Origin of the sequence: Anabaena sp. 54 (assembly GCF_017355725.1) — a bacterium.
GTDB classification, from domain to species: domain Bacteria; phylum Cyanobacteriota; class Cyanobacteriia; order Cyanobacteriales; family Nostocaceae; genus Dolichospermum; species Dolichospermum heterosporum.
Genome location: NZ_JAAVWA010000001.1, coordinates 224124 through 236895 on the forward strand (window position 1 = coordinate 224124; position 12772 = coordinate 236895).

Genomic DNA, 12772 nt, shown 5'->3' on the forward strand with positions numbered 1-12772 from the left:
ACTGATGTCACCAAATTGTAACTTTTTAACTGTCGGTGAACAAATTTTGCAAGTTCCTTTAGGTGATAGATGGTGTATTTATCATCGGTTGCAAGAGTTGATGATTTCCTGTTCCTGTCCCCCGGATGGGTCTTTGCGCGTGCAAGTTAATAACCTAGAAGAAGCGATTCTTGTTCGTAGTACATTGATGCAATTTTTTGCTTCTCGTCATCAATTGGTGACATGGTTAGAGAATTGTTTGTGTAACGGTGTTGAGTAAAGATTGCTGGAAACAATCATGTTTTTTTGATTAGTACGACTGATAACAATTAATAATTCTAGCCCTGTCTAATCCAAAGCATATCAGAGGTTAATTTTTAATGCAAGTCTGATTGATCTCAAGTCATTATTCACTCACAAACTATCTTGCATATTCCAGATAATTCACATAAGCTAAGGTTCACCCAGGTTACTAAAACTAAAAAATTAGTAATTGCTGATGGGAATAACTTGTACCTTATGTTGATTTCAATTGTCAATGTCCAATTATGGTAATTAATCGTATTGATAGGAAGTTACTGCAATTTCTCCAAAAAGAACTGGCACTTTCCCAGGCTGATATTGCTGTAGCAACGCGACATCCTGAGTTCAATCATGGACCTTTACCGATGCTGCTTTGGCAATATGGTTTAGTGGATTTGCAACAACTAGACAGAATTTTTGATTGGCTTGCAGAACATCCTGAATTGAGGTAGATGAAAAATTACCAGTAAACATAAGAGGTAATAATTATGATTACTAAGTAGGTGAACACAATAAAACCAAAGTGTGTAAATAAAAGTAAAATCACCCAAAGCTTCTTCACTCTTGCCTTCCCAAAACGACAATTTTCAATGCTAACCTACTTAGTTTGATTGCTGGTATGAGTATGTTATTTTTTACAGGATTTACTAATATCTGTCTGGGTTATTGGCTATTAACAAAATCCACAAATAATACCACCAGAAATATTGGATAAATTATACTTATCTTTTGTTTCTTGTCATACAGATGCAACAGAAATATTTGATTAATAATTAAGGATCGTAAATCATGATTCATGATTTATTCGCTCAATTAAGAATTTATTGCCCATCTACCACCATGAAGAATTGTAGCGAACAAGGATATTACAAAAAACTCCGCTAGAGGGATGTTGAAAATGTATCAAATCATGATTAATGATACGACATTACGTGATGGGGAACAGGCAGCAGGTGTTGCTTTTAACTTAGAAGAAAAAGTAGCGATCGCTCAATTCCTAGATACCATTGGTGTCCATGAATTAGAGGTGGGAATTCCGGCAATGGGAGAAGAAGAAATTCGCGCCATTGTTGCCATTCGTAACTTAGATTTAAACGCTAAACTATTAGGTTGGAATCGCGCTGTATTATCAGATATAAAAGCTTCTATAGCCTGTGGACTAGAGCGAGTACATATTGCTATTCCTGTGTCTGGAGTGCAAATTGCCGCTAAATTTCATGGACAATGGCGAGTAAGTTTACAAAAGCTCAAAGACTGTATTAGCTTCGCCTTAGATCAAGGTCTTTGGGTATCAGTTGGTGGTGAAGATTCTTCTAGAGCCGACGAAAACTTTCTCCAAGATGTTGCCATGTTATCGCAAGAATGGGGAGCATCACGTTTTCGTTTTTGTGATACAGTTGGGGTACTTGATCCCTTCCGAACTCACCTTAAAGTTAAGCATTTAGTATCAACTCTATCAATTCCTATTGAGATTCACACCCATAATGATTTTGGACTAGCAACTGCTAACGCCTTAGCCGGAATCAAAGCTGGTGCTGTATCTGTAAATACTACCGTTAATGGACTAGGAGAAAGAGCCGGAAATGCCGCTTTAGAAGAAGTAATCATGGCTCTAAAATGTATTTACGGTGTTGACTTAGGAATTCAAACTCAACACTTGTTAAAACTATCTCAATTAGTCGCTAAAGCCTCCGGTGCTAATGTTCAACCTTGGAAAGCAATTGTGGGTGAAAATACCTTTGCTCATGAGTCTGGTATTCATGCTCATGGTGTTCTGCAAAACCCCGTTACTTATGAACCTTATGCTCCTGAAGATGTGGGTTGGGAACGGCGTTTAGTCATAGGTAAACATTCTGGTCGGCATTCATTATCTAATCTCTTAGAACAGCATGGAATCTTTCTCGATTCTCAAGAAACCCAAGCTATTTTAGATGTAGTCCGTCAGCAATCAATCCTTAAAAAACGCAGTCTCACTACAGAAGAATTATTAAATTTAGTCAGCGAAAAAAGGTATTCCCATGCAACGTGATGAAATAGAACTGGACTCGCAACCCATTTTTGAAATTGGTCAAAAAGTTCGAGTTAAGAAACTAATCAAAAACGATGGAACTTTTCCCGGTAGAGAAATTGGGGAAGTTTTAGCAAAAATTGGTGATGTTGGTTATGTCTCCAGCATTGGCACATTTTTGCAAGCTTATTATATCTATGCTGTACATTTTTTGGAAACAGGGTACATCATCGGTTGTCGAAAAAGAGAACTAGAATCTGCTGAGGAAACACATGAAAGTAATGCTCCGAATGAATGATGCTGGTACTTTAGTTGTCTACGTCCCTAAAAAAGATTTAGAAGAAGAAGTAGTCAAAGAAAGAGATGGTGAAGCAGGTAAAATTCTCACTTTAACTAATGGTTGGGAACTAGAATTTAGTGAATTTCCCGATAAAAGTCGTTTACCCGTAACAGTAGAAGCTAAACGTCTTCCTTAAAATTCCCATCAATACCAAGAAGGTAAAAGGTAAAAATCTCTTTTTTTCCTCTTCCTTCTTCCTTCCTTCTTCTTTCTTCTTTCTTCTTCCTCCTGACTCCTAAGTTATTAAATTTTCTCTTGAAAAAATTGGGTTATCACAAATGGGTGAAAAATATTTGGCTTTATCGGAATTAAATATTGAAGGACAGTTTTTAGGTTTTGCGGGGAAAAAAACTGGAAAATATAAGCATTTACAGTTAGGAATTGCCGGGGGAAATATCAAAATTAAAATTCCTAAAAATTTACGTTGTTCTATAGGTTTATCTTTAGTCCCTGGTGAGCAAATTCATATAGATGCTATTAGTAAATTAAACCCCCGTAACAGGAAATTAAAACTCGAAGCTTATCAAATTCAAGCGGTTGGTTTTTGTCTTGTCAAACATCCCCTTCCTCTTCCTCAACCTAAAGCCAAGATTATGGTATGTCAAAAATCTGGTTGCATGAAACGGGGTGGAAAGGGGTTATTATCAGACTTAGAAAAAACTTTAGGCGATCGCGGTTTATCTGATAAAGTCACCATTGAACATACCGACTGTCAAAAACGCTGTAGCAGCGCTCCCAATTGTGTTTTGATGTTAGGTAAAAAACAATACAAGAAAGTGCAGCCAGAGACTATAGCTTCTTTGTTAGAGAATCATTTGAGTTAATATCAGAAAAATATAGCAGTACACACCAATCGCAAAGCCCGTAGGGGCGCAGACCCTGCGCCCTAAACATGATGGGACTGAGCAAAATGGTCGAGGAGTTCCCGGTGCAGGAAGCGATAACGCCCACCCACACGCAAAAGTAACCGCCGCTCAACACAGTAGTCCAGGAATTGGGCAAGATTCCAGGGTATACCGCTCTGCCAAAGGACAAAGCGCAGACAAAGGTGCTGCAAACAGGCTCGTCCACCTCCTGCAAAGAAGCCGAAGAACAGAGCCATAAATACTACTTGTAGCGGCAAATCCTGGGGTGAGTTGCGGAAAAAAATCCCCCGCAAATCATTTAGCCAGTCGTGCTTTTCTGCTACTCTGTGAGCCACTGGACTCGTCATAAGCAAAATCACGCCGGAGGGATAGCTAAGGATTGTTGTAAATAGCATATTGTTTAATGAATTCCAAATGCCTTGATTGGGACAAGATCGCACCTTTAATTCCTCCTTCAAGCCTCTAATCAGCATGAAAATTAGCCCTGGAATCAACCCAAAAAGCGAACCGAAAATGATCGATCCAATCAGCCCAAAACCTAGCCATTCAATTAGCCCACGAGAGAAATTCTTTAAAAATTTTCGTTTCGCTGCGCGAGATATGGAAATTTGAAATGCTTCTACAGGTTCAATTTTACCCATTAGATCCACTATCCCTCCATTAAGCAGCCCTCCAAACAGCCCAAAACTCAGCGAGGACGAGAAAAGAAACGCTCCAGGCTGCCCTCCAATCAGCCCTCCAATCAAACCTCCAATCAAACCAAATGTCAAAGTAACAATCCGCCGATAGCGTCGCAGTAACTTTTCAGACTCAATCCAACTCGGCTGGATTTGCTCAATCAATAACTCTACCGTGTTGTTAGCTTGCAATTGCCTTGCTATCCAACTTAGAGTACGTCGGGTTTTTTTCCAGTGGGGTTCATCTTCTACTGTTTTATATGCCCATTTAGCCTTTTCCTTTTCTTTGCGGCGGTCTTGCTCACGAGTATCTCTCAACAACTGACGATCAATATACTTCTCTAATAAGTCCGCTTTGCTGCTAATGGGTTGTTCTGGGTCATACACATCAATAACCAGCTTAACAAACAACGGCACACGCAACAAACCCGGCTCACCCTCTGAAGTCAGTTCTAGCAGCTTTTCCAAGTCAGGATTTTTCTGAATCACTGACCATAATTCTGAGCGATTTAGGCTATGGAGATAATTTTGAATTTGGATATCCGATAAAGGTTGGAGATACACCGCACCTCTGAATGTTTTCAGCTTCATGTCTACCGCTGCAAATTCTTTCATGCGACAACAGACAACGACATGAGGATAGTGCTGGGCAAATTCTTCGAGTTTAATAGTGCATTTTTTCTGTCTTTCTAGTCCCAGTTCATCTAAACCATCCAACAGAGGCAATAACACCCGTTGCTCTAACCAGCGTTCATAAATTTTAGATTTGCGGTTTCCCCCATGCAGTTCATAAAGTTGCTCAATTAGCCATTGTTCAATACTTTGGTTATCATCACGCCAAGTTGAAAGCTCAAATAAAACCGGAATTACAGTTTGGGGATTTTTCAGCGCCCCCTCAACTAACTGCTCTGCTAAACTTAACAACGCTGTAGTTTTTCCCGCTCCCGGCGCTCCTAAAATTAGCAATTTCCCGGCAATATCATCTCTTCCATAGGTCTCAATTAGTAATTTATTGGCATCAAGAGTTCCATAATCTTGATCATCAATCTGCAAAGTTCGATTTACCCAAGATAGCTGTTCTTGCAGAGAGACATCCATCGAAATGCGCTTCCGTCCCAACGTATCCGTCAAGCGTTGACGAATATCAGGTAACTGCTTTGTTTCTAGTATTAACTTTCCCCATTCCCAATTAACCTGCGGTGACTCTGATTTGCCAAACATCCGCAAGATAATATTATTAATAGTGACTTGGTTATCGTTGCTATTTTGAAAACTAAACGCATCTCGCCCTGCTTGAGCTTGCTGAACTTCACTATTTGCAAGTGAGCTATTGCCAATATCCTGATTTTGCCCCATTACCCCCACCCACAAATAACTCCACCAGCGTCTTAATCACCAGTAGACATCTCCAGAAATTAAATATGCGTATCCTAAAACCCTTGTAGAGACGTTCCATGGAACGTCTCTACATTTTTTTTTGGAGAAGTCTGTTTATATTTTGTCGCAAATTTAACCAAATGTCTCTACATTCCGATTAATTTCGCTGCTACTCCTAACCAGGGGGCAATGGTCTTAAAAACTTCCTGTCCAGTAGTCCACAGGCTCTTACCCGCTTCAGTGGTATCTTTCATGATTGTGAGCGTCTCACTAACTGGTTTTAGGTACTGCCCCACCATATCTTTATTCACACTATCCTTACCTGCTTCGCGCTTGGCAGGTCGCAAATAGTCCAGCAGTTCATCTTTCTCATCTTGAGTTAGTTTTGCAGCTTTTATGGCTATTTCTAAAAGTTCTAATTGCTTAACTGCATCCGTATTAGTGATTTGTTGCTGTGTTTCCAGTGTGCCTGATTGATTTTGTTGGGCATCACGTCCTGCTTGTTGTTGTCCAATCACAGCACCAGTCGCTGTTATACCGCTCATGGTTTGGGATTGACTGGGTTGTTCCGGCTGCTTTTTGCCAAACATATATTTGTCCTGCTAAAAGATTTTTCGATACTTTGTAACAATTCTGTATAAGGTTATATTCCAGAGATTGAGAATTTGCAAATCTCAGAATAATATTGCTATCAAGTAAATAGCTTTTTATATTCCTCTATCATCATAAATATTTTCTCGACGCAGTGATTCATCTGATAGAGTAATATTACTTTGAGGAAATTGAGATAACCATTCTTGAAATTGTGCTACTTTTTCTGCTGATGTTAAATTTTGCTGTTCTGCTGGCAGAATTATATTGACATGAGAAAGTTTAGATAAGAAAATTTTCTGATCTTCGGGAGTCAATTTGGAAACAATTTCTACAAGGGAATCAACAAGTTGTACATTCATAATTATTTATGTTATTTACTAGGTTATGGACAATATTACACTGTATTTTAATTATAAACTCTAAACTGCAAAATTCTTTTAGTCCGTTTTAACGGACTTTCGCTATAAGACTGGGAATTTATTCCCAGGCTGGTGATGATGCTTCATGAAGTATAATATTTTCATCATTAAATCCTATAAATTCTAATTCAGACAAAAAGAAACAATCTAAAAATACCCAACGTCAATAATGATTGATCATCCTTGTATTCTCACAAAGGAAATCATGAAAAATATCCTCATATTCACCACAATTCTATCTTTAGGTAGTGTAATAACTTTCAAATCTATGCCTGTTGTTGCTAATCCCAGCTACCAACAGTATCAAGTTAACAAAGACGTTAAAACCATCCAATCCGTACCAATTCCAGCCAATGAATTACCACCACCATTAGACAAAAACGGAGTATTTAGAGAAATTACCAGTGGGGGAATAGCTGGAAAAACCTATGAAACAGTTTTACTAAAAGACGGTCAACTGATACGAACAAAAACAGGTGATGCTAACGACTCAGAGCGTAGTATCAAAAAAGTTACTGGAGAACAAGTTAAACAATTTGAAAAATTATTAACCCAAGACAAATTTGAACAATTCAACAAATTAAGTTTCCCAGCACCTCCAGGTTCAGCAGATTATATCACCTATACCATAACCAGTCAAAAAGCCACAACCCAATATAATGACATCTCGCAATCTCAAATACCAAACAAACTAGATAAAGTTGTCAAAGCATGGAACGAATTAAAAAATAGCGCCAAATAACTAACCCAAATCCTCAACTATTGAAGTTGGGGATTTAAATCACACTTTTAATTTCTGTATTTCTTCCTTCCTTTGCGCCTTTGCGCCTTTGCGTGAGACAATTTATTTATCATCCCTTCTCAACCAAACCCTCCAAAACCTGCTGTAAATCAGTCGTCAACTCAGCCACCGATTGTCTAGCAGCAACTCGACTACTTTTATAACCAGAATAACGTTCAGAAATAGAAATCGGTTCACCCACAGTTATCTTCACCTGCTGCTTACCCAATTGTGGACGATTTAAAGAAATATTTCCCTTAATTTTATTAACCATATCCCATAAAAGTAAAGTCATTTCTGCAAATCTTTCCACCGTTGGTTTTTCGCGGATATACATCCCAGAAACAGCCACAAAACTCTCAACTAATCTCATGTGCCACATCCGAAAATATGCTTCTTCAGCAACTCTATCTCCCAAACTTTTCTCAATGAGTGATAATGATTTAATATCCTTAAAATCTTCCCTAAATATATAATTCCAACCGGCTTGTTCCACCCGTCTACATCTATCATTCCAATTCCCCCTAGATGGTAAATCAAAATATTGTTCAGCAATAAATAAAGCAATATTCATCACAGCTTGTAAACGATAAGCTAAAGCTTCATTTCTATCTATAATTTCCCCATTAGTAATTTTTTCATCTGGTAATGTTTGATGATAAAATTTAGTATAAAATTGCTCCATTACCGATAATAAATGTTCAGCTAACCCTAATAATCGGGGATAAAGCGCAGCAAAAGAAGCCTCAGTTTTCTCTTGATTCACAGATAAACCACTAGCCGCTTCTAATTCAGTTAACAAATTTGCTATATTATCCCAAGGTTCATTGACATAACTATATTTAATGCCAATTGGTAAAATTAAAACTTCCTCATCTCTTCCCGCTTTTTGCAAATCTTCCGCACACCAAAAACCCATCTGTGCGATACCCGGTTCTAAGGGACTAATAATCTCCGATAAACCATTTGTAGCACCTTCTGGCGCAGCAGCCATCGGAAACTGACCATTGACATACAAATCCCGCACCGAACGCAATCCAGTCCAATCAGCTTTACCGCGTTGAATCGGAGTTCCCCCCAAGTGGGAAATTACCCAACCCACATGATCACCAGCCCAGAGAGGAATGCCCCGATCATAGATAAAATGGGCATGAAGCGGATATTGTAGCTGTGTACCCCCAACTCGTGCTACTTTAGGCAAGATTTGGGACAGTAAATAAGTTAAACAAAGAGGGTCTGCTGTTTGAGGATGACGAAACGCCAACATAAACCGGATTTTACCATCCTGAAACCGTTGATAGCAATCCGCCAAAGTTTCAACATTGTCTGCTTCAATGTTGCTAATGGGTGTTTTCCAGCGAATCCAGTTAGGTAGCACTAGATGTACCAACTTTAACAACAAAGGGTTAAAAGCTGGCGGAATAAATTCTAAAGGTGGTTGCGCTTGATACATTATTTCAGACACAGTAATTATCTCCTCAAGTTATAACAAGTGACAGGTGATACCAATTTTATGTGAGGCTGCACAGAATAACAATCATTCATATTTATCTGCGTTTATCTGCGTTCATCTGCGGTTAATTATTCTGGAAATCTTATTCTATGGAGCTTCATTTTAATTTGGTATGACACAGGTTAATCTTCAATAATTGGCAAAATTAGCAAGTAAAGGTAAAAACAATGCGATTATCACAAATGTTATTTGTTACGCTACGGGATGATCCTGCTGATGCGGAAATCCCTAGCCATAAATTGTTACTCCGTGCTGGTTATATCCGTCGCATTGGTAGTGGGATTTATGCTTATCTTCCCCTAATGTGGCGGGTTTTGCAAAAGGTTTCCCAAATTGTCCGGGAAGAAATGAATGCTACCGGCGCACAAGAATGTTTATTACCGCAGTTACAACCTTCTGAATTATGGCAGGAGTCGGGACGCTGGGACACCTATACTAAAGCTGAGGGAATTATGTTTTCTCTCGTTGATAGGAGGGAACAACAATTAGGACTAGGACCAACTCACGAGGAAGTAATTACCACAGTTGCCCGTGATATGATTCGTTCCTATCGTCAATTACCTGTACATTTATATCAAATTCAAACTAAGTTTCGTGATGAAATTCGTCCCCGTTTCGGTTTAATGCGCGGACGAGAATTTATTATGAAAGATGGTTATTCTTTCCATGCTGATGAAGAAAGTTTGAAAAAAACTTACCAGGAAATGTATACTGCTTATAGTAATATGTTGCGGCGTTCTGGTTTGGCTTTTCGGGCTGTAGAAGCTGATTCTGGGGCTATTGGTGGTTCTGGTTCAACAGAGTTTATGGTCTTAGCAGATGCAGGAGAAGATGAAGTTCTCTACACTGAAGATGGTAAATATGCAGCAAACGTAGAAAAAGCAGTTTCTTTACCTGCGGAAGCGGAAACTTCACCTTTTACAACTTACGAAAAACGGGAAACTCCGGGAACAGAAACTATAGACAAAGTTTGTAATTTCTTGAAATGTTCTCCTACCCAAATTGTCAAAAACGTTTTATATCAAACTGTTTATGATAACGGTTTAACTGTTTTGCTGTTGATAAATATTCGCGGAGATCAGGAAATTAATGAAGTCAAATTACAAAATGAACTAACTAAATTAGCTCCTGAATTTGGTGCTAAAACTATCCTCACTTTAACTGTACCAAATGCCGAAGCCCAAGCAACATGGCAAGCAAAATCTTTGCCTTTGGGTTACATAGCACCAGATGTTAGTGATGATTATATTGCGGTCAATAAACAGGTAAATTCTCAGTTTGTGCGGTTGGTGGATAAAACCGCTGTGGAGTTAAAAAACTTTGTCACTGGTGCAAATGAAGCTGGTTTTCATGTAGTTGGCGCAAATTGGGGTGAGCAATTTAAGTTACCTGCACTAACCGTAGATATTCGTAAAGCAAAATTAGGCGATCGCTCACTTCACGACTCAAGCCAAACCCTACAAACAGCTAGAGGCATCGAAGCCGGTCATATCTTCCAACTCGGTACAAAATACTCTCAAGCGATGGGTGCAACTTATACCAACGAACAAGGGGAAGAAAAGCCTTTAGTCATGGGTTGCTATGGTGTGGGTGTGTCTCGGTTAGCACAATCAGCCGTAGAACAATCCTATGATAAAGATGGCATAATTTGGCCAGTAGCGATCGCCCCCTATCACGCCATCATCACTATTCCTAACATTAAAGATGCCCAACAAATCGCCGTTGCCGAAAAACTTTACACAGAATTCAACCAAGCAGGAATAGAAACCTTATTAGATGACAGAGACGAACGGGCAGGAGTAAAATTCAAAGATGCAGATTTAATCGGTATCCCCTTCAGAATCGTCACCGGTAGAGCCATTACAAATGGTAAAGTCGAAGTAGTCAAACGCGCAACCCGTGAATCTCAAGAAATTGCCATTGACGAAGTTATCAATACATTGCAACAATGGATTAAAGACACAATAGAAAGTTAACTTTAACTCTCGTAAAGTGGGTATTGTGAGACTAAATCAGTCGAAGTATTAACCTTCCTGCTGTCATGAGGTACAGTTTTTTGTCTCAAATCCGTAGGGGTGGGGTCTCCCCACTCTAGATTGCATTTTATGAGAACAACAACCCCTGTATTTCATGAAATCATCAGAAATTTAAGTATTACAGAGAAAAATTTTAATCAATTAAAATAATTTTTACCTAAACTCATCCTATCATTATACTGAGATAATTAACTGCAAACCGGATTTATGAGTCAGTGCCTTAACCCCGTGTGTCTACAGCAAAACCCACCAAAAACTATCCTTTGTCAATCCTGTGGTAGTCAAATAGTGCTGAAAGAACGGTATCGCGCTATCCGCATTATTGGTGAAGGTGGTTTTGGGCGGACATTTTTAGCAGTAGACGAACAAAGATTAGATACCCGCTGCGTTATTAAGCAATTTCTAACCCAACAATCAGGAAGTGCTGCGCTCAAAAAAGCTACAGAGCTATTTGAACAAGAAGCATTCAGACTCAACGATTTAGGGAAACATCCCCATATTCCAGATTTACTCGCATTCTTTCCCCAAGAAGGCAGACTGTATCTAATTCAAGAATTTATCGAAGGTCAAAATTTATTAAACGAACTGCGACAAAAGGGGAAAATTAGCGAATTTGAAGTAAAAAAAATCCTAATTGAATTATTACATATTTTACAATTTGTTCATAACAATAAAGTAATTCATAGAGATATTAAACCAGAAAATATTATTAAACATTCGCAAACAGGCGCTTTATTCCTAATTGATTTTGGAGTTTCCAAAGAGGTAGGTAACAACGTTCTCACCAAACTGGGAACAGTTACAGGTACACCTGGTTATGCACCACCAGAACAATTTCGCGGCATAGTTTATCCCAACAGCGACCTTTATAGTTTAGCTGTAACTTGTATTCGATTATTAACAGGATATTTCCAAAAACCAGATGGTACTGATCCACTATTTGATTTAACAGTCATGCAATGGATATGGAAAAAATATATATTTGTGAATCATGACTTAGAAATAATATTAGATAAAATGCTGCAAGACCTACCCTCAAATCGCTTTCAGTCGGCAACAGAAATTTTATCAGTATTGCAACCACAGCAAGTTTCACCAATAACCATTTCTCCTAATCACTCCCGGCAAGTTACTACAACAATTGTTTCCCCAAAACAACCCATAGTTTTTAGAGACAATTTAGGAAATAATTTATTTTTGGAAATGGTAGGTATTCCTGGTGGCACATTCTCTATGGGTTCACCAGAAGGAGAGGGATATAAAAATGAAAAACCTCAACATAACGTGACAATTTCACCTTTCTACATCGGAAAATACCCAATTACCCAAGCACAATGGCAAAAAATTGCCAGCTTACCGAAAATCAACATAGATTTAAACCCTAAACCCTCACACTTCCAAAGTGCAAATCTGCCAGTGGAAAAAATATCATGGTTAGATGCCCAGGAATTTTGTGCTAGGTTGGGGGAACACACAGGTAAGATGTATCGCTTACCTAGCGAGTCTGAATGGGAATATGCCTGTAGAGCCAAGACTACAACTCCATTTTACTTCGGTGAAACCATTAATACAGATGTAGTTAATCATAATAACAAATACAAACAGACCACAGATGTAGGCGAATTTCCCCCTAACAACTTTGGTTTATATAACATGCACGGTAATGTATGGGAATGGTGCGAAGATTCTTGGCATAAGGACTATACAAATGCACCCAGTGACGGTAGTGCTTGGACTGGTAACGATAGCAAACGCATATTGCGCGGTGGTTCTTGGCTTCAAGAGGCTGGGAACTGCCGTTGTTCCTATCGTAACTACATAGTTGCTGGTGGCAGTAACTACGGTAGTGGTTTTCGAGTCGCGTGTTCTTCTGGGTGAT

At 38.8% G+C, this 12772-nt stretch carries 13 protein-coding genes; 9 read left to right on the forward strand and 4 right to left on the reverse strand.

The window, feature by feature from the left end; translation table 11 throughout:
• Window positions 1–4: 4 nt before the first annotated feature.
• The 6 genes from HEQ36_RS01220 (at window position 5) to HEQ36_RS01245 (ending at window position 3454) form a co-directional block, all read left to right on the forward strand.
• The gene (locus tag HEQ36_RS01220) at window positions 5–259 is read left to right on the forward strand and encodes an Asr1405/Asl0597 family protein (protein WP_027404317.1); all 255 of its coding nucleotides are present in this window, start codon (window positions 5–7) and stop codon (window positions 257–259) included.
• Between the two features lie 268 nt (window positions 260–527).
• A complete protein-coding gene (locus HEQ36_RS01225; RefSeq protein WP_027404318.1) occupies window positions 528–734 on the forward strand; it encodes a DUF2949 domain-containing protein in 207 nt (68 codons plus the stop codon).
• Between the two features lie 446 nt (window positions 735–1180).
• The gene (gene nifV, locus HEQ36_RS01230) at window positions 1181–2311 is read left to right on the forward strand and encodes a homocitrate synthase (RefSeq protein WP_039201681.1); all 1131 of its coding nucleotides are present in this window, start codon (window positions 1181–1183) and stop codon (window positions 2309–2311) included.
• The gene (locus HEQ36_RS01235) at window positions 2301–2588 is read left to right on the forward strand and encodes a nitrogen fixation protein NifZ (protein WP_015078853.1); all 288 of its coding nucleotides are present in this window, start codon (window positions 2301–2303) and stop codon (window positions 2586–2588) included. Before nifV ends, HEQ36_RS01235 begins: the two co-directional genes overlap by 11 nt.
• Window positions 2563–2766: a putative nitrogen fixation protein NifT gene (gene nifT, locus HEQ36_RS01240; RefSeq protein WP_168635013.1), complete on the forward strand. Its 204-nt coding sequence runs from the start codon at window positions 2563–2565 to the stop codon at window positions 2764–2766. The genes HEQ36_RS01235 and nifT overlap by 26 nt, the downstream gene beginning before the upstream one ends.
• A gap of 142 nt (window positions 2767–2908) precedes the next feature.
• Entirely contained in the window at window positions 2909–3454 is a 546-nt protein-coding gene (locus tag HEQ36_RS01245) for a (2Fe-2S) ferredoxin domain-containing protein (protein WP_168635014.1), read from the forward strand.
• 62 nt (window positions 3455–3516) lie between these two features.
• Here the strand turns inward: HEQ36_RS01245 and HEQ36_RS01250 are convergent, their stop codons facing one another.
• From HEQ36_RS01250 to HEQ36_RS01260, 3 genes are all read right to left on the reverse strand, one after another.
• Complete coding sequence (locus tag HEQ36_RS01250) at window positions 3517–5529, reverse strand: NACHT domain-containing NTPase (RefSeq protein WP_168635015.1); 2013 nt, start codon at window positions 5527–5529, stop codon at window positions 3517–3519.
• Window positions 5530–5696: 167 nt separating this feature from the next.
• Window positions 5697–6140: a hypothetical protein gene (locus HEQ36_RS01255; protein WP_168635016.1), complete on the reverse strand. Its 444-nt coding sequence runs from the start codon at window positions 6138–6140 to the stop codon at window positions 5697–5699.
• Window positions 6141–6257: 117 nt separating this feature from the next.
• Complete coding sequence (locus HEQ36_RS01260) at window positions 6258–6503, reverse strand: hypothetical protein (RefSeq protein ID WP_168635017.1); 246 nt, start codon at window positions 6501–6503, stop codon at window positions 6258–6260.
• Between the two features lie 265 nt (window positions 6504–6768).
• Between HEQ36_RS01260 and HEQ36_RS01265 the strand changes: the two genes are divergently transcribed.
• Window positions 6769–7305, forward strand: coding sequence for a hypothetical protein (locus tag HEQ36_RS01265; protein WP_168635018.1), 537 nt, complete (start codon window positions 6769–6771; stop codon window positions 7303–7305).
• A gap of 109 nt (window positions 7306–7414) precedes the next feature.
• Here the strand turns inward: HEQ36_RS01265 and HEQ36_RS01270 are convergent, their stop codons facing one another.
• The gene (locus HEQ36_RS01270) at window positions 7415–8809 is read right to left on the reverse strand and encodes a 1-acyl-sn-glycerol-3-phosphate acyltransferase (RefSeq protein WP_168635019.1); all 1395 of its coding nucleotides are present in this window, start codon (window positions 8807–8809) and stop codon (window positions 7415–7417) included.
• A 215-nt stretch (window positions 8810–9024) separates the two neighbouring features.
• Here HEQ36_RS01270 and HEQ36_RS01275 point away from each other — a divergent pair, with 215 nt between their 5' ends.
• A complete protein-coding gene (locus tag HEQ36_RS01275) occupies window positions 9025–10833 on the forward strand; it encodes a proline--tRNA ligase (RefSeq protein ID WP_168635020.1) in 1809 nt (602 codons plus the stop codon).
• Window positions 10834–11100: 267 nt separating this feature from the next.
• The gene (locus tag HEQ36_RS01280; RefSeq protein WP_168635021.1) at window positions 11101–12771 is read left to right on the forward strand and encodes a bifunctional serine/threonine-protein kinase/formylglycine-generating enzyme family protein; all 1671 of its coding nucleotides are present in this window, start codon (window positions 11101–11103) and stop codon (window positions 12769–12771) included.
• The last annotated feature ends 1 nt before the right edge of the window (window position 12772 follow it).